The sequence below is a fragment of the Microbacterium telephonicum genome (assembly GCF_003651225.1).
In the GTDB taxonomy this organism is placed as follows: domain Bacteria; phylum Actinomycetota; class Actinomycetes; order Actinomycetales; family Microbacteriaceae; genus Microbacterium; species Microbacterium telephonicum.
Map to the genome: position 1 here is coordinate 446,784 of NZ_RCDB01000002.1, position 20,525 is coordinate 467,308.

Genomic DNA, 20,525 nt, shown 5'->3' on the forward strand with positions numbered 1-20,525 from the left:
CGCACTACGATCGGAGGCATGGTGTCAGCTGCGGAGAACGACCGACTCGTCTGGATCGATTGCGAGATGACGGGCCTCGATCTCGCGGTGGACGAGCTCGTCGAGATCGCGATCGTCGTCACCGACTACGAGCTGAAGATCCTCGACCCCGGCTTCCAGGTCGTCATCAAGCCGCACGATTCGGCACTGCAGAACATGGGCGAGTTCGTCACCAGGATGCACGAGACCTCCGGGTTGCTCGAGGAGATCCCGAACGGCATCAGCGTCGAAGAGGCCGAATTCCAGGCGCTCGCGTACATCCAGCGCTTCGTTCCCGAAGGCAAGGCGCCGCTGGCGGGCAACACCATCGGAACCGACCGGATGTTCCTCGCGCGGTACATGCCCCTCGTCGACCGGTGGCTGCACTATCGCAACGTCGACGTGTCCAGCATCAAGGAACTCTCCCGCCGCTGGTATCCGCGCGCCTACTTCAACGCGCCGGCCAAGGACGGCGGCCACCGCGCCCTCGCCGACATCCGCGAGTCGATCCGCGAGCTGGCCTACTACCGTGAGGCCGTGTTCGTGCCGGCGCCGGGCCCGACCAGCGAGGAAGCACGCGACGCCGCCGCTGCCGCGTTGTCATCGTTCGCCTCCGAGGTATGAGAGAATATTCCAGTTGCCCGAGCGATCGGGCCACGGTGGCTATAGCTCAGTTGGTAGAGCACCGCGTTGTGGTCGCGGGGGTCGCGGGTTCAAGCCCCGTTAGCCACCCCACTCCCCTCTCGCAGCGGACCATCCGCCTCAGGATGTCGCGATGATCGACATGGATGCCGACGCCTTCGAGCAACTCGTCAGCGACGAGCTCGACGCGCTTCCCGACGACATGGTCGCCGGTCTCGACAACGTCGTGTTCGTCGTCGAGGACCGCCCCGAAGACGGCTCGCTCGACCTGCTCGGGCTCTACGACGGGCTGGCCCTCACCGAACGCGGCCGCTACGGGCTGGGTGACCTGCCCGACCGGATCATCGTGTACCGCAAGCCGCATCTGCACGCGTGCGACGACGAGGATGAGCTGCGCGACGAAGTGCACACGACGCTCGTCCACGAGATCGCCCACTTCTACGGCATCGACGATGCCCGGCTGCACGAGCTCGGGTGGGCCTGATGAGCGTGACGCTCCCCCTCGAAGAGTCCGACCTCCGCGTCGACGCCGCCACCGCCGGCCCCTGGCAGACCGTGGTCTGGAACGACCCGGTCAATCTCATGAGCTATGTCGTCCACGTCTTCCGGGAGTACTTCGGGTACTCCCCCGCACGCGCCGAGCGCCTCATGCTCGCGGTGCACCACGACGGCCAGGCCGTGGTCGCCGAGGGCGCGCGCGAGCAGATGGAACTGCACGCGCAGGCCATGCACGACTACGGACTGTGGGCGACGGTGCGCGAGGCGGGGACGCCGTGAGCGGCCCCAGGCTGGTGTTCGGCATCTCGGCGCTCGAGGCGTCCCACGTCGAGGATGTGGTCGGTGACCTGCTCCAGCTCCTCAGCGCACCGGACCCCACCTCCGATCCCGCGGTGGCGCGCCTCGTCCCCGACGCGTACGCCGACGACGACTCCGCCGCGCAGGAATTCCGCCGGCTCACGGAGTCCGACCTGCTGGCCCGTCGGCGCGCCGACGCGGACGCCGTGCTGGAGAGCATCCTCGCAGCACAGGGGGCACCGGGCGAGACCGAGTCGTCCGGCACGCACGTCCTCGAGGTCGCGCTGACGTCCCCGCAGGCCGCCTCGTGGCTGCGCACCCTCAACACGCTGCGGCTCGTCGTCGCCACCCGGCTCGACATCCGCACCGAGGACGACCATCTCGACGGGGACCCGCGGTTCGCCCTGTACGACTGGCTCGGCTACCGCCTCGACCTGTTGGTGCGGCTGCTCGCGGAAGCGGACGGCTCGGGTTCGCGGTATCCGTGACCCGCGCCACCTGCCGTCATGCCACCTCGAATACGAGAGTCGCCAGGTGCTGCGGGTCGTGCGTCGCGATGTGGGTCTCCTCCTGGGCGGCCCACCGATCCCAGAACGGCCGATAGGCGTCGCCGTCGCGGGCCAGCGCCCGACGACGTCGCACCGGCGCGGGGCACGACAGCCACACGCGCACGTCCGCAAGGGCGGCCGAGCGCGGGGTGAGCAGGCCGGCTCCTTCGACGACCAGCGGACGGGCCGCGTCCACGTGGTGCGCCTCGGCCGTCCGGTGCGCGGACCAGTCCCAGCGATGCCAGGTCGCCGCACGGCCGGCCGCGTACGGCTCGATCACGTCACGACGCGCTGTCTCGGAGCCGTCGGCGAGACCGTCCCATCCGGGATAGATGTCGTCGAGGGCGACGACCTGCGTACCGTCGCCGAGAGCGTCCGCGACGAGCGCGGCGAGGGTCGTCTTCCCCGATCCGGAGCGCCCGTCGATCAGCACCAGCGGGCGCGCCGCACCCTCGACCGCTCCCTGGATGCCGGATGCCGCGCGGCGCAGCGCGCGCTCAGCGCTTGAGCGCACGGATGATGCGCACGAAGACGCGCCCCGCGACCCACACGAGAGGGATCGCGACGGCCGCCAGCGACACCAGGTTCGGCTCGAACCTCAGGTCGTCGCCCTTGCGGATGTACGCACCGACGGGAATCGCGTAGCCGCCGCCACCGCCGCCCGAGCTCCCGGTGGCGTCCTCGCCGCCGCCGAAGCCCGACCACGAGAGTGCGACCGGGATCAGGCGGATGCCGTCGACATCCTGCTGCTCGCCGTAGACGCTCTTGACACCGAGCGAGGTCACTTGCTTACCGAGGTCGAGCACGAAGTTGGGCATTCCCCCACCGTACCCTCCCGGCCGCGCGGCGCGCAGGGCGGGCTCAGTCGTGGGACGGCCTCGGCGAGGTCGGCAGTGCGTCGACGTCACGGCGCGGTCCGAGCACGCTCGCCCGTGTGACGGCGCCGCGACCGAAGCGGGCGCGGGCGCCGTCGAGCGCGTCATCGACCCGCCGCCAGTCCTCGTCGTCGTCCCACAGGGCGGCGAACCCGCCTCCCGCACGCAGCTTCTCGCCGCGCACGCCGATGAGCCGGACCGGCTGGTCGAGCGGAAGCTGCGCGAGCAGCCCGATCGCGACCTCGCCGATGCGCTGTCCGACGTTCGTCGGCTCCGGCAGCGTGAGCGATCTCGACACCGTCGTGAAGTCGGCGTAGCGCAGCTTGAGCGCGATCGTCGCAGCTTCCCACCCGCCGCGCCGCAGCCGCGATGCGACGTTGTCGCCGAGGCGGCGCAGTTCGCTGCGCAGCACGGTGACGTCGGTCACGTCGACGAGGAAGGTCTCCTCGTGACCGACGCTCTTCTCGACCCGCGCGGTGTCGACGCCGCGCGGGTCGTGCCCGTGGGCGAGTTCCCACACCCGTGCACCGCCGGCCGCGCCGAGCGCCCGTTCGATCACGGCGCGCGGTGCAGCGAGGATGTCGGCGACGAGGCGGATCCCGCGTCCTTCGAGGGCCTCCGCCGCCTTCGGACCGACCCCCCACAGTGCCCGCACCGGCAGCGACGCCAAGAACGCGGCCATCTCGGGCTCGCTGACGATGAGCAGACCGTCCGGCTTCGACATGGTCGACGCGATCTTGGCGACGTGCTTGGTCGGGGCGACCCCGATGCTGCAGGTGAGTCCGGTCCGTTCGCGCACGCGGGCCCGCAGCGACCGGGCGATCACCGCCGGGCTCCCCCACAGGCGCCTCGCGCCCGAGACATCGAGGAACGCCTCGTCGATCGAGAGCGGCTCCACCAACGGCGTCACCTCCTGGAACAGATCCATGACCTGACGCGACAGCGCGAGGTACCGCTCGAAATGCGGGGGCACGACGATCGCGCTCGGGCACAGACGCAGCGCCTGCGACATGTTCATCGCCGACCGCACACCGAACCGACGCGCCTCGTACGAGGCGCTCGAGACGACCCCGCGCCCCTCCACGCCGCCGACGATCAGCGGCTTCCCGGCGAGGGTCGGGTCATCGAGCACCTCGACCGCCGCGTAGAACGCGTCCATGTCGACGTGGAGGATGCGCGTGCCGGTGTCGTCGGCATCCGCATCCGACACCCGCCGCCCGCTCCCGTCACCGCGCCCCATCCCCCCATTCTCCCCCGCTCGCGCGCCACGGCGGCCGCGCCGCCGCGAAAGACCGCGAGACCTCATCCGACCGCCGAAACCTCGGGGAACACCCGCGGTCTCGTCCGGCAGATGAGGTCTCGCGGACGGGCGGATGCGGCTACTGGGCGGCGCGCTCCAGCACGAGTTCGCGCACGCGGGCGGCGTCGGCCTGGCCGCGCATGGCCTTCATGACGGCGCCGATGACGGCGCCGGCGGCCTGCACCTTGCCGTCGCGGATCTTCTCGAGCACGTCGGGCTGTGCGGCGAGGGCCTCGTCGATCGCGGCGATCAGCGCGCCGTCGTCGGAGACCACGGCCAGTCCGCGGGCGTCGACGATCTGCTGCGGCGTCCCCTCTCCGGCGATCATGCCTTCGAGCACCTGGCGCGCGAGCTTGTCGGTGAGCGTTCCGGCCTCGACGAGCTTCTGCAGTTCGGCGACGGATGCCGGCGCGATGAGCGAGGAGGGCTCGACGCCCTGCGCGTTGGCGAGGCGGCTGATCTCGCTCATCCACCACTTGCGGGCCGAGGCCGGTGAGGCGCCGGCGGCGACCGTGGCCTCGACCTCGGAGAGCAGCCCCGCGTTCACGACGCCCTGGAAGTCGATGTCGGCGAAGCCCCAGTCGGCCTTGAGGCGACGACGACGCGCCGCGGGCGGCTCGGGAAGTGCACTGCGCAACTGCTCGATGAGCTCGACCGACGGGGCGACCGGCAGCAGGTCGGGCTCCGGGAAGTACCGGTAGTCGTCGGCATCCGACTTGGGGCGGCCGGGCGAAGTACGACCGGTGTCCTCGTGCCAGTGGCGGGTCTCCTGCGTGATCGTGCCGCCGGCGGCCAGGATCGCCGCCTGCCGCTGGATCTCGTAGCGCACGGCGCGCTCGACGGAGCGCATCGAGTTGACGTTCTTGGTCTCGGTGCGCGTGCCGAGCTTCTCCTGGCCGCGCGGGCGCAGCGAGACGTTCGCGTCGCAGCGGAGGTTGCCGCGCTCCATGCGCGCCTCCGAGATGCCCAGGCCGATCACGATGTCGCGGATGGCGCGCACGTAGGCCGCGGCCAGCTCGGGCGCACGCTCCTCGGCGCCGAAGATCGGCTTCGTCACGATCTCCACGAGCGGGACGCCGGCGCGGTTGTAGTCGACGAGCGAGTACTCGGCGCCCTGGATGCGACCCGTCGCGCCGCCCATGTGGGTCAGCTTGCCGGCGTCCTCCTCCATGTGGGCACGCTCGATCGGCACGTCGAAGACGGTCCCGTCCTCGAGTTCGATCTCGACATGCCCTTCGAAGGCGATCGGCTCGTCGTACTGCGAGATCTGGTAGTTCTTGCCCAGGTCGGGATAGAAGTAGTTCTTCCGCGCGAAACGGCTCGACGGCGCGATCGAGCAGCCGAGGGCGAGCCCGAGGCTGATCGAGTAGCGCACGGCGGTCTCGTTGACCACCGGCAGCGAGCCCGGAAGACCCATGTCGACGGGCGCGACGAGGGTGTTGGGCGCAGCGCCGTGGTTCTTCTCGTGGGCGGGATTGCCCGCGCCGGAGAACATCTTCGTCTCGGTGTTCAGCTCGACGTGCACCTCGAACCCGAGCACGGGCTCGTAGAGCTCGAGGGCCTTGTCGAAGTCCATCAATGCGTTCGCAGCCATCAGCGCGCCCCTCCCAGGACCGGAGCCTTCGCGAGCAGCGGCTCGCCCCATTCGTCCAGCAGCAGCGCCTCGACGGCGGCGCCCACGCGGTACAGGCGCGCGTCCTCCCGCGCCGGTGCGATGAACTGGATGCCGACCGGCAGACCGTCCTCGGCCGCAAGACCGGAGGGGATCGAGATGCCCGGGACTCCGGCGAGGTTCACCGGGATCGTCGTCACGTCGTTGAGGTACATCTGCAGCGGGTCGTCGATCTTCTCACCCAGACGGAACGCGGTGGTCGGCGCCGACGGCGTCGCGATGACGTCGACCTGCGCGAACGCCGTGTCGAAGTCGCGCTGGATGAGCGTGCGCACCTTCTGGGCGCTGCCGTAGTAGGCGTCGTAGTACCCGGCCGACAGCGCGTAGGTGCCGAGGATGACGCGGCGCTTCACCTCGTCGCCGAATCCGGCGTCGCGGGTGGCGGCCATGACGTCCTCGACGGTGCCTCCGGGCACGTCGACGCGCAGGCCGAAGCGCACGGAGTCGAACTTCGCGAGGTTGCTGGAGGCCTCCGCGGGGAGGATCAGGTAGTAGGCGGCGACGCCGTACTCGAAGTGGGGCGCACTGATCTCGACGATCTCGGCGCCCTGCGCCTCCATGGTGGCCAGCGCCGCACGGAACGACGCCGACACCCCCGCCTGGAATCCGCTGTCGGGCAGTTCGCGGATGACGCCGACCTTGAGGCCCTTCAGCACCTGCCCGCTCGCGCCCTCACGCGCGGCCGCCGCGAACGACGGCCAGCGATCGGTGAGGGAGGTCGCGTCGTTCGGGTCGTGGCCGCCGATGACGTCGTGCAGCAGGGCGGAGTCGAGCACGGTGCGCGAGACGGGGCCGACCTGGTCGAGCGAGGATGCCAGTGCGATCGCGCCGTAGCGGCTCACACCGCCGTAGGTGGGCTTCATCCCGACCGTGCCGGTCACGTGGGCGGGCTGGCGGATCGAGCCGCCGGTGTCGGAGCCGAGCGCCAGCGGCGCCTCGAAGGCGGCGACGGCTGCGGCCGACCCGCCGCCGGAGCCGCCGGGGATGCGATCCAGGTCCCACGGGTTGCGCGTCGGCCCGTAGGCAGAGTGCTCGGTGGAGGACCCCATCGCGAACTCGTCCATGTTCGTCTTGCCGAGCGGGATGAGGCCCGCGGCGCGCGAGCGCGCGACGACGGTCGCGTCGTAGGGCGACATGTAGCCTTCGAGGATCTTCGACCCGCTCGTGGAGGGCATGTCGGTGGTGACGAGCACGTCCTTGACGGCCAGCGGGACGCCGGCGAGCTCGCCGAGGCTCTCCCCCGCCGCGCGGCGACGGTCGATGTCGGCCGCCGCCTGCAGGGCGGTGTCGCTCACGTGCAGGAACGCGTGCACGTCGCCGTCCACGGCGGCGATGCGGTCGAGGTGGGCCTGCGTGGCCTCCATCGACGAGACCTCACCGGCGGCGAGCTTCGCGGCCAGGTCGGCGGCGCTGAGTCGGATGATCTCGCTCACTGCTCCTCCCCGAGGATCGCGGTGACCTTGAATCGGGAGTCGGCGGCATCCGGTGCGTTCTGGAGCACCTGCTCCACCGTCAGCATCGTGCCGACCTCGTCGGCACGGAACACGTTCTGCAACGGGATCGGGTGGCTCGTGGCGGCGACGTCGGGGGTCACGACCTCGGACACCTTCGCGATGTTGTCGACGATGACCGAGAGCTGGCCGGTGAGGCGGTCCACCTCCTCGTCGCTCAGTCGGATCCGGGCGAGCATGCCGAGATGGCGCACGAGTTCGGGGGTGATTTCAGACACCCGCACAGTCTAGTTGCGCCCCTGCCGCGCCGATGCCCGCCGACTAGGCTGGCCGCGTGACCAGCTACGACCCGCCTCGCCCCTGGATCGCCAGCTACGCGGCGGGTGTCCCCGCCGACCTCGACCCCGTGACGGGGTCGCTCTGGGACATCGTCGAGGAGTCGGCCCGCGACTACCCGGACGCCCCGGCCCTGCAGTTCTTCGGCCGCACGACGTCGTACCGCGAGCTGCAGGATGCCGTCGAGCGCGCCGCGGCCGGGTTGACGGCGCTGGGCGTGCGCGCCGGCGACCGGGTGGCGATCGTGCTGCCCAACTGCCCGCAGCACATCGTCGCCTTCTACGCGATCCTCCGCCTCGGGGCGGTGGCCGTCGAGCACAATCCGCTCTACACGCCGCGGGAGCTGCGCAAGCAGTTCGAAGACCACGGCGCGAAGACGGCGATCGTGTGGAGCAAGGTCGTCGGCACGGTGCAGGAGTTCCCCGCCGACCTCGCCGTCACGAACCTCATCTCCGTCGACATCACCACCGCGATGCCGCTGTCGCTGCGCCTCGCGCTGCGGCTGCCGCTCGGCAAGGCCCGGGAATCGCGCGACGCCCTGACCGCGCGGGTGCGCGGCGCCATCGGCTGGGAAGGGCTCGTGCGCTCCGAGCCGCTGCCCCGGTCGGCGCCCCGTCCCGGCACCGACGACCTCGCGATCATCCAGTACACGAGCGGCACGACCGGCGCCCCGAAGGGCGCGCTGCTGACGCATCGCAACCTGCTCGCGAACGCCCGGCAGGCGCAGGCCTGGGTGCCGTCGATCCACCGCGGCGAAGGGTGCGTCGTCTACGCCGTGCTGCCGATGTTCCACGCCTACGGGCTGACGCTCTGCCTCACCTTCGCGATGTCGATGGGCGCCCGCCTCGTGCTGTTCCCGCGCTTCGAACCGGACATGGTGCTCGCCGTCACGAAGAAGCACCCCGCCACGTTCCTCCCCCTCGTGCCGCCGATCGCCGACCGGCTGCTGAAGGCCGCCCAGGCGCAGGGTGTGTCGCTCGCGGGGACGTCCGTCGCGATCTCCGGAGCGATGGCCCTGCCGCACGAACTCGTCGTCCCCTTCGAGGAGGCCACCGGCGGCTACCTCGTCGAGGGGTACGGGCTGTCGGAGTGCTCGCCCGTGCTCATGGCCAACCCCGTCGCCGACAACCGGAAGGCGGGGACGATCGGACTGCCGTTGCCCGGGACCGAATGCCGCGTCGTCGACCCCGACGAGCCGACACGCGACGTCCCCGAGGGCGAACGCGGGGAACTGCTCGTGCGCGGGCCGCAGGTGTTCCAGGGCTACTACGGAAAGCCCGAGGAGACCACGGCGGTCTTCGTCGACGGCTGGTTCCGCACCGGCGACATCGTCACGATCGACGAGGACGGATTCGTCCGCATCGTCGACCGCATCAAGGAGCTGATCATCACGGGCGGCTTCAACGTCGCCCCGACCGAGGTCGAGAACGCGCTGCGGCAGCATCCGCGGGTCGTCGACGCCGCTGTCGTCGGCCTCCCGAACGAGCACTCCGGGGAAGAGGTCGTCGCCGCCGTCGTGCTCGACGGCGCAGGGGATGTCGACGTCGAGTCGATCCGCGAGTGCGCCCGCGGCATCCTGACGCCGTACAAGGTGCCGCGGCGCCTGTTCGTCGTCGACGAACTGCCGAAGTCCCTCATCGGCAAGGTGCTGCGCCGTCAGGTGCGCGAGTCGCTCGTGGACCTGAACTCCGGCGCCTGACGTCGGCGCGTCCCCTCAGAGATCGAGCGCGTCGGGTCCCTGCTCGACGAGCACCCGGAACTGGGCGGCGTCGATGATGCGCAGACCCAGCTCCTCCGCCTTGGCGAGCTTCGAGCCGGCGCCCGGCCCTGCGGCGACGAAGTCGGTCTTCTTGGAGACGCTGGAGGCGGCCTTGCCGCCGGCGGCGAGGATCGCCTCATGCGCCCCTTCCCGCGTGTATCCCTCGAGCGACCCGGTCGCGACGACCGTCAGGCCGCTCAGCACACCGCCGGCGGCCGCCGCGGCGCCGGGACCGGGGTGACCGGGGATCTCCAGCCGCGCACCGGCGGCCTGCCAGCGGTCGACGATGTCGCGATGCCAATCGACGTCGAACCATTCGATCAGCGAGTCGGCGATGATCCCGCCGACGCCCTCGACGGCGGCGAGCTCGTCGCGCGTCGCGGCGCGGATGGCGGAGATCGAGCCGAACCACTGGGCGAGAGCGCGCGCGGCGACCGGCCCCACGTGCCGGATGTTCAACGCGACGAGGAAGCGCCACAGATCTTTCGTCTTGGCCTTCTCGAGCTCGTCGAGGAAGGTCAGCGCCTGCGCCGACGGCTGCGGCCCTGTGCGCCCCTCCTTGCGTTCGGCGGGCGTCGGGTTGCGGCGGAACGGGGCGCGGGTCTTCACCGTGCCGTCGTCGTCCTCCTTCGCGAGTCCCGTCTCGGCGTCGCGGACGACCACCTCGATCGGGACGAGCTGGTCGAGGCCGAGGTCGAACAGTCCCGCCTCGGTCCGCAGCGGTGGCTCCGCCGGGGACGACGGCTGGGTCAGCGCGGCGGCCGTCACCTCGCCGAGCGCCTCGATGTCGAGGGCTCCGCGCGATCCGATGTGTTCGACGCGGCCCCGCACCTGCGCCGGGCACGCGCGCGTGTTCGGGCACCGCAGGTCGATGTCGCCCTCCTTCGCCGGGGCCAGCGGCGACCCGCACTCGGGGCAGGCGCTCGGCATGACGAACGCGCGCTCGCTGCCGTCGCGCAGCTCCACGACGGGCCCGAGCACCTCGGGGATCACATCACCCGCCTTGCGCAGCACGACGGTGTCGCCGATGAGCACGCCCTTCGCCTTCACGACGTCCTGGTTGTGGAGGGTCGCCTGGCGGACGACCGAGCCGGCGACGCGGGCCGGCGCCATCACCGCGAACGGCGTGGCACGGCCCGTGCGCCCCACCGACACGACGATGTCGAGCAGCTGCGTGTTGACCTGCTCGGGCGGGTACTTGTAGGCGATCGCCCAGCGCGGTGCCCGACTGGTCGCCCCCAGCTCGTCGTGCAGCGCGAGCTCGTCGACCTTCACGACCACGCCGTCGATCTCGTGCTCGACGTCGTGCCGGTGCTCGCCGTGATGGCGGACGTAGGCCTCGACGCCGTCGATGTCGTCCGACGTCGCGAAGTACGGGCTCGTCGGCAGTCCCCAGCCCGCGAGCAGATCGTAGACCTCGCTCTGCGACGCGACCGGGGGCTCCGGCCACGCCCCGATGCCGTGCACGTAGAGGCGCAGCGACGACAGCCGCGCGGTGCCGGCTTCGAGCTCGAGGCCCGACTTCTTGTCGAGCTGCTGCCGGAGACCGCCGCTGGCGGCGTTGCGCGGATTCGCGAATGCCGGGAAGCGGCGCGCCGCACTGCGGGTCGCCTTCTCCTCGTCGACGCCGCGCGCGCGGCTCTCCTCGAGCACCCGGTCGCGCAGCCGCGCCTGCAGCGCGTTGAGCGCGTCGAACTCGGCGACCGGGATGAACACCTCGCCGCGCACCTCGACCAGTGCCGGATGACCGGTGCCCGACAGCCGCGCCGGGATCCCCGCCACGTTGCGGGCGTTGAACGTGACATCCTCGCCGACGCGTCCGTCGCCGCGCGTCGCGGCCGAGGTCAGGACCCCGTTCTCGTAGCGCAGGCTGATCGCGAGTCCGTCGATCTTGAGCTCGGTGAGCCAGCGCACGGGACGACCGGCCGCAGCCGCGGTCTTCCGACACCACTCGCGCAGCTCGTCGGCGGAGAAGACGTTGTCGAGGCTCAGCATCCGCTCGGCGTGGGTCACCGGCGCGAACATCGAGGTCTGCGCGGCGCCGACGCTCAGGGTCGGCGAGTCCTGTCCCTGCAGCTCGGGGAACGCGCGCTCGATCGCCTCGAGGGCGTGCATCCATCCGTCGTAGGTCGCGTCGTCGACGATCTCGGCATCGGCGCCGTAGTAGGCGTCCCGGGCGTCGAGGATGCGCTGGGTGAGACGTTCCGCTTCGGCTCGCGCGTCGTCACGGGTGGAGGGGACGGCCGCGCCTGGTTCACTCACCCGGCCAGTGTAGGACGGGGCGCGGACATCGACACGAGGTCACGCCCCGACCGGGACCGCCGAGAGGGTGCGGTCGATCGTGAACTGGCCGAGCACGCGCGTGCCGAGGTAGAGCACGGCTGTCTGGCCGGGGGCGACGCCGTCGAACGGCGCATCCGGCACCACCGTGACACGACCGGCCTCGACCGTCGCCCGGGCGCGCACCGGATCGGCGTGGGCGCGGATCTGCACCTCGCACGCGAACGCATCGGTCTGCGGCGCGGCGCCCGCCCAGCTGTGGCGCTCCCCCGAGATCTCGGCGGTGGCCAGCGCCTCCTTCGGCCCGACGACGACGGTGTTCGAGACCGGACGCACCTCGAGCACGAAGCGCGGCTTCCCGTCGGCGGCGGGCACGCCCAGCTGCAGGCCGCGGCGCTGCCCGACGGTGAACGCGTGCGCCCCCTCGTGGCTGCCGACGACGGCGCCGGTGCGGTCGACGACGTCGCCGGTCGCGGTCCCGACCTTCTCGGCGAGCCAGCCGCGCGTGTCACCGTCGGGGATGAAGCAGATGTCGTGGCTGTCGGGCTTCTGCGCGACGCTGAGCCCGCGCGCCTCGGCCTCGGCTCGCACGACGGCCTTCGAGGGCGTGTCGCCGAGCGGGAAGTAGGTGTGGGCGAGCTGCTCGGCCGTCAGCACGCCGAGCACGTACGACTGGTCCTTGGCCGCATCCGACGCGCGGTGCAGTTCCCGGCCGGTCGGCGCGTCGACCAGCAACGCGTAATGGCCGGTGCAGACGGCGTCGAAGCCGAGCTCGACGGCGCGCTCGAGAAGGGCGGCGAACTTGATCTTCTCGTTGCAGCGCATGCACGGGTTCGGCGTGCGACCGGCGCGGTACTCGGCGACGAAGTCGTCGATCACGTCGTCGCGGAAGCGCTCCGAGAAGTCCCACACGTAGAACGGGATGCCGAGCAGGTCGGCCGCGCGACGGGCATCGAGGGCATCCTCGATCGTGCAGCACCCGCGGCTGCCGGTGCGCAGGGTGCCGCCCGCACGCGAGAGCGCGAGATGCACCCCGACGACGTCGTGTCCGGCCTCGACCGCCCGGGCCGCAGCCACGGCGGAATCGACACCGCCGCTCATGGCCGCCAGGATCCGCATACGTCCAGTCTATGAACCGCCGCCTGACCGGGCGCCGGATGCCACCGCCCGCTCGTAGGCGCCGGGCAGCGCCGCCAGCACGGCGTCGACGTCCGCGTCGGTGCTCGTGCGGCCGAGCGTGATCCGCAGCACCGAGCGGGCATCCCGCTCGGAGCGGCCCAGAGCGCGCACGACGTGCGAGGGCTCGGTCACGCCGGCCTGACACGCCGACCCGGTGGACACGTCGATGCCCGCGACGTCGAGCAGGAACAGCAGCGTCTCGCCGGCGGCATCCGGGAAGAGCACGTGCATGTTCCCCGGCAGCCGGCGTACCGGGTCGCCGAGCACCTGTGCCGCCGGGAGAGCCAACCGGATGCCGTCCGCGAGGCGTTCGCGCAGCGCGACCAGCCGCGCCGCCTCCACCTCGCGGTCGGTCTCGGCAGCCGTCATCGCCGCGGCCAGCGCCACCGCGCCGGGGACGTCCTGCGTCCCCGGGCGAAGACCCCGCTGCTGGCCGCCGCCGTGGAAGAGCGGTGCCAGGCGCGCGTGCCGCGAGACGACGAGCAGGCCGGTGCCCACGGGGGCGCCGATCTTGTGGCCGGATACCGACAGCGCCACGAGCCCGCCCGCCCCGGAGGCGCCGGCACGCCAGCCGCGGAAGTCGACCGGTACGACGCCCGCGGCTCCGACGGCGTCGAGATGCAGCGCGGTTCCGGCCTCCGCCGCCGCGGCGGCCAGCGCGGCAGCGTCGTTGAGCGTGCCGACCTCGTTGTTGCCGATCAGTGCCGTGGCCAGCGCGGCGCCCGGCAGCGCCTCCGCGAAGGCGGGGACCGGAACGGCACCGAGCGTGTCGAGCGGCACCGGAGCGATCACCGCGCCGCGGTCGGCGGCGAGCCACTCGGCCGTCTCCATCGTGGCGTGATGCTCGCCGTCGGGCAGCACAAGACGGTCCGTCCCCGCGGGACGCGCCTGCCACAGCCCGACCAGCGCGAGGTTGATCGACTCCGTGCCGCCCGAGGTGAAGACGACCTCGATCGGATCGCAGCGGACAGTCGCGGCGAGCTGCTCGCGCGCCTCCTCGAGCAGCCGGCGCACGCGCTGTCCGGCACCGTGCACCGACGAGGCGTTCCCGACCTCGTCGGCGGCGGCCAGCCACGCCTCGCGCGCTTCGGAGCGCAACGGGGTCGTCGCCGCATGATCCAGATACACGCGCATGCCGTCTCCCGGGAGCCACTCGGATTGCGGCCGTCGGGAGATCGCTCCCACGTCCTCTCACTACTGTAGTTCGCATGCCCGACACCATCCCCGAGCTGTCCTCGAGCGCGTTCGACCGCCTCGGCGTCACCCGCGCCGACGACGGCACGGCGACCCTGCGCGTGTGGTCGCAGCGGGCGACGAGCATCGCCCTCGTGCTGTTCGACGAGGACGATCTGGACTGGGCGATCGACGAACTGCCGCTCAAGCGCGGTGACGGAGACGTGTGGCAGGTGACGACGAAGCGGCTGCACGTCGGCACGCCGCACGCGCTCCGGGTCGACGGACCGGCACGCCAGGGCAACACCTACAATTCCGCGTCTCTGCTGCTGGATCCGTATGCGCGCGGCCTCGTCTCCGGCGGTCTCGGCGACTGGCGGGCCGTCGTCGTCGACGACGATTTCGACTGGGGCGGCGTCGCCAAGCCGGCCGTGCCGCTGGATCGCACGGTCGTCTACGAGGCGCACCTGAAGGGCCTCACGAAGCGGCATCCCGACATCCCACCCGCCCTCCACGGCACCTACGCCGGCCTCGGTCACCCCGCGATGATCGCCCACCTGACCTCGCTCGGCGTCACCGCGGTGGAGCTGCTGCCCGTGCACGCGTTCGAGACGGAGCCGCGCCTGCTGAACCTCGGCCTCACGAACTACTGGGGCTACAACACGCTCGGCTTCTTCGCTCCGCACGCGGACTACGCGACGGCCGCCGCCCGGGCCGGAGGACCCACGGCGATCGTGCGCGAGTTCAAGGAGATGGTCAAGGCGCTGCACGCGGCGGGACTCGAAGTCATCCTCGACGTCGTCTACAACCACACCTCCGAACTCGAGATCGGCGGCCCGCGCACGAGCTTCCGTGGCATCGACAACCGCGGGTACTACCGGCAGCACGCCGACGGCGCCTACATCGACGTCACCGGATGCGGCAACGCGGTGAACACCGCCACGCCCGCGGCCGCGCGCCTCGTGCTCGACTCCCTGCGCTACTGGGCGACGGAGATGCAGATCGACGGGTTCCGCTTCGACCTGGCCGCGACGCTCGGGCGCGACGCCGACCACACCTTCGACCCCGAGCATCCGCTGCTGCGCGCGATCGTCGACGATCCGCTCCTGGCCGGGGTGAAGAAGATCGCCGAACCGTGGGACGTGGGAATGGGCGGCTGGCAGACCGGCAACTTCGGCGACGGTTGGAGCGAATGGAACGACCACTACCGCGATCACGTGCGCAACTTCTGGCTCAGCGACGTCGACTACGCGCGGCGAGCGGGTCACTCCCCCACCGGGATCGGCGGATTCGCCACGCGTCTCGCGGGCTCGTCCAATGCCTTCAGCACGGCGCGCGGGCCGCTTGCCGGGGTGAACTTCGTGACCGCGCACGACGGCTTCACCCTGCGCGACCTCGTCTCGTACGACGTCAAGCACAACCTGGGCAACGGGGAGCACGGCCGCGACGGCGCCGACACCAACCGCTCCTTCAACCACGGTGCGGAAGGTCGCACCGAAGACGAACGGATCCTCGCCCGGCGACGCAAGGCCATGCGCAACCTGCTCGGCAGTCTGCTGCTGTCGGCCGGCATCCCCATGATCACGGCCGGCGACGAATTCGGTCGCACCCAGCGCGGCAACAACAACGCCTACTGCCACGACTCGGCACTCACCTGGCTGTCGTGGGAGCATGCGCCCTGGCAGCAGGACCTCCGGGCCCACGTCGAACGCCTCATCACGCTACGGCGCGAGAATCCCGCGCTGCGCCCACGGCGCTTCGCGCACGAGACGCGCGCGGTCCCGTCCGCGTCGAGCATCGACTGGTACGACGCGCAGGGGCGCGCCATGACGACGGAAGTCTGGAACGACCCGTCGAACCGCACGCTCCAGTACGCCGCGACCTCGACCCCCGAGGACGAACCGGCCAACCGCGTGCTGCTGATCATCCACGGGTACGAATCCGCCGCCGAGATACGGCTCCCCGTCGTCGACGGCGTCCACCGCTACGTCTCCCTGTGGTCGAGCATCGACGAGCACCCGATCGGCGACGAATCGGCATATGCCCCGGGCGACATGGTCTCGCTGCCGGATACCGGAATGCACTTGTTCCGGATGGAGTGAGTTCCCGCCGCGCGCCCTGCGGGGTAGGTTCGAGACGTGGTCACGAAGAAGCGCACCTCCGCTGCCCGTCCCGTTCCGCCCCCGGCCGCGGCTCCCGTCGCCGCCGAGCCGCCCGCCACGAGCGCTGCCGCGAGCGAGCCCGCACCGCAGCCCGCGGCGAAGGCCGCTCCCGTCGCTGCGCCCGCGCCCCGTGAGCCCGAGGTGCGCAGCACCGCACCCATCCCGGAGCGACCGGCCGCGGCGTGGCACGGTGCCTTCACGACCCGCAACGGGCGCATCCCGCTCGGCGGGGCCCGCCCGAGCGTGCCCGGTGGCCGCTTCCCCGCGAAGGCGTTCGTCGGCGAAGCCGTGCCGTTCCAGGTGACCGCCTTCCGCGAGGGCCACGACCTCATCGGCGTGCACCTGCGGCTCACCTCTCCGGGCGGCACCGAGACGCTGCACCGCCTCACTCCGCTGCACGACGGCTACGACCGCTGGCGGGTGAGTGTGGCACCGCTCGTGCAGGGGACCTGGCGGTTCCGTTTCGAGGCGTTCGCCGACGAGTTCGCGACGTGGGAGCATGCCGCAGAGCTCAAGATCGCCGCCGGCGTCGACACCGCCCTCATGCGCGAGATGGGCGCGCTGCTGTTCGAACGCGCCGCCGCCGAGGGCGACCGCCCTGCCGACGAGCGCGCCCGCCTCGAAGACGCCGCCGCCCGGCTGCGCGACACCGCCGTCTCGGATCCCGCCGCGCTGGAGATCGTGCGCGACCCCGTCATCGCGGCGGACTTCGCCGCCCGCCCGCTCGCCGCCCTCGTCACACTCGGAGACGACCACGACCTGCTCGTCGAGCGCGAGCGCGCCGGCGTCGGCGCCTGGTACGAGTTCTTCCCGCGGTCGGAGGGCGCGCAGCGACTGGAGGACGGATCGATCCGCAGCGGGACGTTCCGCACCGCTGTCCGCCGGCTCCCCGAGGTCGCCGCGATGGGCTTCGACGTGCTGTACCTGCCGCCGATCCATCCGATCGGGGTCACCAACCGCAAGGGACCGAACAACACGCTCACCGCGGGGCCCGCCGATCCCGGCTCTCCCTGGGCGATCGGCGCGGCATCCGGCGGACACGACACCGTGCACCCCGACCTCGGCACGCTCGAGGACTTCCGCGCGTTCGTCGAGGCGGCGCGGGAGAACGGTCTCGAGGTCGCGCTCGACCTCGCTCTGCAGGCCTCCCCCGACCACCCGTGGGTGAGTACCCACCCGGAATGGTTCACGACGCTCCCCGACGGGTCGATCGCGTTCGCGGAGAACCCGCCCAAGAAGTACCAGGACATCTATCCGATCAACTTCGACAACGACCCCGCAGGGATCAGCGCGGAAGTGCTGCGCATCGTGCGCCACTGGGTGGCGCAGGGCGTGAAGATCTTCCGCGTCGACAACCCGCACACCAAGCCGCTGTGGTTCTGGGAGTGGCTCATCGCCGAAGTGACCGCGACCGACCCCGACATCGTGTTCCTCGCCGAGGCGTTCACGCGTCCCTCGCCGTTGCAGGCGCTGGCCTGGAGCGGCTTCCAGCAGAGCTACTCGTACTTCACGTGGCGCAACAGCAAGGCGGAGCTCGAGGAGTTCCTCGGCTGGATCAGCGACGAGACGGCCGACTTCATGCGACCGAACCTGTTCGTCAACACCCCCGATATCCTCACCGAGTACCTGCAGTTCGGGGGGCGCCCCGCGTACCGCATCCGCGCGGCGCTCGCGGCGACCGGCGGCGCCAGCTATGGCGTATACGCGGGGTACGAGCTCATCGAGAACGTCGCACGTCCGGGCTCCGAAGAGAACATCGACAATGAGAAGTACGAGTACAAGCTGCGCGACTGGGCGGATGCCGAGGCCCGCGGCGACTCGCTCGCTCCGTATCTTCGGCGCCTCAACGAGATCCGCCGCGCCCACCCGGCGCTGCGGCAGCTGCGCGGGCTGCGCATCCACTGGTCGGACGACGACGCGATCCTCGTCTTCTCCAAGCACCTGCCGGCCGCCCTGTCGCCCACCGGGGTCGACGACACGATCCTGGTCGTCGCCAACGTCGACCCGCACTCGACCCGCCAGACCACCGTCCACGTCGACAGTTCGGCCTTCGGCGTGCCCCGCGGTGCCGACTACGACGTCGAGGACCTCGTCACCGGTGCGCGGTGGACCTGGAACCAGGACAACTTCGTGCGGCTGGACGCCTTCGGCGAGCCGGTGCACATCCTGCACGTGAAGGGAACCCGATGACCACGCCCTCCGACCAGGTGCTCGACACCCTCGCGACCGGCTCGTACTACGCACCGCACGACGTGCTCGGTCCCCACGAGGACGACGACGGCTGGGTGGTGCGCGTGCGACGCCCCATGGCCGAGACGGTGTCCGCGGTCTTCGGCGACGGGAGTTCAGCCGATTTCGCGCACCTGCGCGGCGGCATCTGGGAAGCGGCCCTCGACGGTCAGCCCGGCGCGTACCGCATCCACACGACGTACCCGAACGGACCGGACTTCGTCGCCGACGACCCGTACCGGTTCCTGCCCACGGTCGGCGAGCTCGACCTGCACCTCATCCGTGAGGGGCGCCACGAGCAGCTGTGGGACGTGCTGGGCGCGCACGTGCGCGACCTGGGTGGTGTCGCGGGGGTCTCGTTCTCGGTCTGGGCGCCCAACGCGCAGGCCGTGCGCGTCGTCGGCGACTTCAACAACTGGGACGGGCAGGGGCATTCGCTGCGTTCACTCGGCTCCAGCGGGGTGTGGGAGCTGTTCGTGCCGGGGCTGGGCACCGGGACGGTGTACAAGTTCGAGATCCTCACGCAGGCGGGTACCTGGATCATGAAGGCCGACCCGATGGCCCGCGCCGCCGAGGTTCCGCCGGCGACGGGATCGATCGTGACGGCATCCGCGTACACGTGGGACGACGCCGAGTGGATGGCCGAGCGCGCGACGCGCTCCGCGCTCGACCAGCCGATGTCGACGTACGAGATGCACCTCGGATCGTGGCGCCCCGGCCTCGGATACCGCGAGGCCGCCGACCCGCTCATCGAGTACCTCACCGACCTCGGCTACACGCACGTCGAGTTCCTCCCGCTCGCAGAGCACCCCTTCGGCGGATCGTGGGGCTACCAGGTCACCGGCTACTACGCCCCCACGAGTCGCTTCGGCTCCCCCGACGACCTCCGGTACCTGATCGACCGCCTGCACCAGGCCGGCATCGGCGTGATCATGGACTGGGTCCCCGGCCACTTCCCGAAGGACCAGTTCGCGCTCGCCCGCTTCGACGGTCAGGCGCTCTACGAGCACCCCGACCCCCGGCGCGGCGAGCACAAGGACTGGGGCACGCTGATCTTCGACTACGGGCGGCGCGAGGTGCGCAACTTCCTCGTCGCCAACGCCCTGTACTGGCTCGAGGAGTTCCACGTCGACGGCCTGCGCGTGGATGCGGTCGCCTCGATGCTCTACCTCGACTACTCGCGCAACGAGGGCGAGTGGGAGCCGAACGTGCACGGCGGCCGCGAGAACCTCGAGGCCATCGGCTTCCTCCAGGAGGTCAACGCCACCGCCTACAAGCGCAACCCGGGCATCGCGATGATCGCCGAGGAGTCCACCAGCTACCCGGGGGTCACCGCCCCGACCGACCATGGCGGGCTCGGCTTCGGGTTCAAGTGGAACATGGGCTGGATGAACGACTCGCTCGAGTACATCAAGCGCGATCCGATGTACCGCTCGTGGCACGAGGGCGAGCTGTCGTTCTCGTTCGTCTACGCGTTCAGTGAGAACTACATCCTGCCGATCAGCCACGACGAGGTCGTGCACGGCAAGGGCTCGCTGTTCGACCGGATGCCGGGCGACCACTGGCAGAAGCTCGCGAACATGCGCACCTTCCTCGCCTACATGTGGGGACACCCCGGTAAGCAGCTGCTGTTCATGGGCCAGGAGTTCGGCCAGATGTCGGAGTGGTCGGAGGGCCGCAGCCTCGACTGGTGGATGCTGGACCAGCCCGCCCACCGCCAGCTGCAGGGCTTCGTCGGCGCCCTCAACCACGCGTACCGCGAGCTGGCGCCGCTGTGGGCGCGCGACGCCGACGGCGCCGCGTTCACCCGGCTCGGCGCGCCGGACTGGAACGCGAACGTCATCGCGTTCGCGCGGCGCGACCACCACGGGAACACGGTCGTGGTCGTGAGCAACTTTGCCGGAAACCCGGTCTACGACTTCTCGCTCGATCTGCCCGAGCCCGGGCGGTGGAGCGAGGTGCTCAACTCCGACGCGGTCGAGTACGGCGGCTCGGGCGTCGGCAACGGCGGCGAGGTGCAGGCGGACGCCCACGGGCGCGCGCGTCTGACCGTGCCCCCGCTGGGCACGCTCTGGCTGCACCACCGCAGCTGACACGGGGAGGGCA

Annotated in this window: 17 protein-coding genes and 1 tRNA gene; 9 read left to right on the plus strand and 9 right to left on the minus strand. The window is 71.2% G+C overall.

What is annotated here, in order from left to right; all coding sequences use genetic code 11:
- Window positions 1-18 precede the first annotated feature (18 nt).
- The 5 genes from orn (at window position 19) to C7474_RS07130 (ending at window position 1,943) form a co-directional block, all read left to right on the plus strand.
- Entirely contained in the window at window positions 19-642 is a 624-nt protein-coding gene (gene orn, locus C7474_RS07110) for an oligoribonuclease (RefSeq protein ID WP_121058398.1), read from the plus strand.
- A gap of 35 nt (window positions 643-677) precedes the next feature.
- A tRNA-His gene (locus C7474_RS07115) sits at window positions 678-753 on the plus strand.
- Between the two features lie 40 nt (window positions 754-793).
- Complete coding sequence (locus C7474_RS07120) at window positions 794-1,144, plus strand: metallopeptidase family protein (protein ID WP_121058400.1); 351 nt, start codon at window positions 794-796, stop codon at window positions 1,142-1,144.
- Window positions 1,144-1,437, plus strand: coding sequence for an ATP-dependent Clp protease adapter ClpS (clpS, locus tag C7474_RS07125; protein ID WP_199692390.1), 294 nt, complete (start codon window positions 1,144-1,146; stop codon window positions 1,435-1,437). Before C7474_RS07120 ends, clpS begins: the two co-directional genes overlap by 1 nt.
- Window positions 1,434-1,943 carry a DUF2017 family protein gene (locus C7474_RS07130; protein WP_241965155.1) on the plus strand — a complete coding sequence of 170 codons (510 nt, stop codon included), beginning with the start codon at window positions 1,434-1,436 and terminating at the stop codon, window positions 1,941-1,943. The genes clpS and C7474_RS07130 overlap by 4 nt, the downstream gene beginning before the upstream one ends.
- A 16-nt stretch (window positions 1,944-1,959) precedes the next feature.
- Here the strand turns inward: C7474_RS07130 and C7474_RS07135 are convergent, their stop codons facing one another.
- The 6 genes from C7474_RS07135 to gatC all read right to left on the minus strand — a co-directional run bounded on the left by C7474_RS07135 (window position 1,960) and on the right by gatC (window position 7,579).
- Window positions 1,960-2,517, minus strand: coding sequence for a nucleoside/nucleotide kinase family protein (locus tag C7474_RS07135; protein ID WP_121058403.1), 558 nt, complete (start codon window positions 2,515-2,517; stop codon window positions 1,960-1,962).
- Window positions 2,501-2,821 carry a hypothetical protein gene (locus C7474_RS07140; protein ID WP_121058405.1) on the minus strand — a complete coding sequence of 107 codons (321 nt, stop codon included), beginning with the start codon at window positions 2,819-2,821 and terminating at the stop codon, window positions 2,501-2,503. The genes C7474_RS07135 and C7474_RS07140 overlap by 17 nt, the downstream gene beginning before the upstream one ends.
- Before the next feature lie 43 nt (window positions 2,822-2,864).
- A complete protein-coding gene (gene dinB, locus C7474_RS07145; protein WP_121058407.1) occupies window positions 2,865-4,118 on the minus strand; it encodes a DNA polymerase IV in 1,254 nt (417 codons plus the stop codon).
- Window positions 4,119-4,257: 139 nt separating this feature from the next.
- Window positions 4,258-5,772, minus strand: a complete 1,515-nt coding sequence (gatB, locus tag C7474_RS07150) for an Asp-tRNA(Asn)/Glu-tRNA(Gln) amidotransferase subunit GatB (protein WP_121058409.1) — start codon at window positions 5,770-5,772, stop codon at window positions 4,258-4,260.
- Window positions 5,772-7,283, minus strand: coding sequence for an Asp-tRNA(Asn)/Glu-tRNA(Gln) amidotransferase subunit GatA (gene gatA, locus C7474_RS07155; RefSeq protein ID WP_121058411.1), 1,512 nt, complete (start codon window positions 7,281-7,283; stop codon window positions 5,772-5,774). The genes gatB and gatA overlap by 1 nt, the downstream gene beginning before the upstream one ends.
- A complete protein-coding gene (gatC, locus tag C7474_RS07160; protein ID WP_121058413.1) occupies window positions 7,280-7,579 on the minus strand; it encodes an Asp-tRNA(Asn)/Glu-tRNA(Gln) amidotransferase subunit GatC in 300 nt (99 codons plus the stop codon). Before gatC ends, gatA begins: the two co-directional genes overlap by 4 nt.
- 56 nt (window positions 7,580-7,635) lie before the next feature.
- Between gatC and C7474_RS07165 the strand changes: the two genes are divergently transcribed.
- A complete protein-coding gene (locus tag C7474_RS07165; RefSeq protein ID WP_121058415.1) occupies window positions 7,636-9,336 on the plus strand; it encodes a long-chain-fatty-acid--CoA ligase in 1,701 nt (566 codons plus the stop codon).
- 15 nt (window positions 9,337-9,351) lie between these two features.
- On the opposite strand, the gene ligA is transcribed toward C7474_RS07165, so the two are convergent.
- From ligA to C7474_RS07180, 3 genes are read right to left on the minus strand one after another with little or no spacing between them, the layout of a single operon-like run.
- Entirely contained in the window at window positions 9,352-11,658 is a 2,307-nt protein-coding gene (ligA, locus tag C7474_RS07170; RefSeq protein WP_121058417.1) for an NAD-dependent DNA ligase LigA, read from the minus strand.
- Between the two features lie 39 nt (window positions 11,659-11,697).
- Window positions 11,698-12,795: a tRNA 2-thiouridine(34) synthase MnmA gene (gene mnmA, locus C7474_RS07175; RefSeq protein ID WP_121058419.1), complete on the minus strand. Its 1,098-nt coding sequence runs from the start codon at window positions 12,793-12,795 to the stop codon at window positions 11,698-11,700.
- Between the two features lie 9 nt (window positions 12,796-12,804).
- Window positions 12,805-13,989, minus strand: coding sequence for a cysteine desulfurase family protein (locus C7474_RS07180; RefSeq protein ID WP_121058421.1), 1,185 nt, complete (start codon window positions 13,987-13,989; stop codon window positions 12,805-12,807).
- Between the two features lie 74 nt (window positions 13,990-14,063).
- Between C7474_RS07180 and glgX the strand changes: the two genes are divergently transcribed.
- The 3 genes from glgX (at window position 14,064) to glgB (ending at window position 20,512) form a co-directional block, all read left to right on the plus strand.
- Entirely contained in the window at window positions 14,064-16,130 is a 2,067-nt protein-coding gene (gene glgX / locus C7474_RS07185) for a glycogen debranching protein GlgX (protein ID WP_121058423.1), read from the plus strand.
- A 201-nt stretch (window positions 16,131-16,331) separates the two neighbouring features.
- Window positions 16,332-18,380, plus strand: a complete 2,049-nt coding sequence (locus C7474_RS07190; protein WP_121059337.1) for an alpha-1,4-glucan--maltose-1-phosphate maltosyltransferase — start codon at window positions 16,332-16,334, stop codon at window positions 18,378-18,380.
- Complete coding sequence (glgB, locus tag C7474_RS07195; protein WP_121058425.1) at window positions 18,377-20,512, plus strand: 1,4-alpha-glucan branching protein GlgB; 2,136 nt, start codon at window positions 18,377-18,379, stop codon at window positions 20,510-20,512. The genes C7474_RS07190 and glgB overlap by 4 nt, the downstream gene beginning before the upstream one ends.
- The last annotated feature ends 13 nt before the right edge of the window (window positions 20,513-20,525 follow it).

Coding starts and splice junctions, on each gene's coding strand:
- C7474_RS07120 (WP_121058400.1), top strand. CDS start 794: ATGATCGACATGGATGCCGACGCCTTCGAGCAACTCGTCAGCGACGAG.
- C7474_RS07180 (WP_121058421.1), bottom strand. CDS start 13,989: ATGCGCGTGTATCTGGATCATGCGGCGACGACCCCGTTGCGCTCCGAA.
- orn (WP_121058398.1), top strand. CDS start 19: ATGGTGTCAGCTGCGGAGAACGACCGACTCGTCTGGATCGATTGCGAG.
- glgX (WP_121058423.1), top strand. CDS start 14,064: ATGCCCGACACCATCCCCGAGCTGTCCTCGAGCGCGTTCGACCGCCTC.
- dinB (WP_121058407.1), bottom strand. CDS start 4,118: ATGGGGCGCGGTGACGGGAGCGGGCGGCGGGTGTCGGATGCGGATGCC.
- glgB (WP_121058425.1), top strand. CDS start 18,377: ATGACCACGCCCTCCGACCAGGTGCTCGACACCCTCGCGACCGGCTCG.
- C7474_RS07140 (WP_121058405.1), bottom strand. CDS start 2,821: ATGCCCAACTTCGTGCTCGACCTCGGTAAGCAAGTGACCTCGCTCGGT.
- gatB (WP_121058409.1), bottom strand. CDS start 5,772: ATGGCTGCGAACGCATTGATGGACTTCGACAAGGCCCTCGAGCTCTAC.
- clpS (WP_199692390.1), top strand. CDS start 1,144: ATGAGCGTGACGCTCCCCCTCGAAGAGTCCGACCTCCGCGTCGACGCC.
- mnmA (WP_121058419.1), bottom strand. CDS start 12,795: ATGCGGATCCTGGCGGCCATGAGCGGCGGTGTCGATTCCGCCGTGGCT.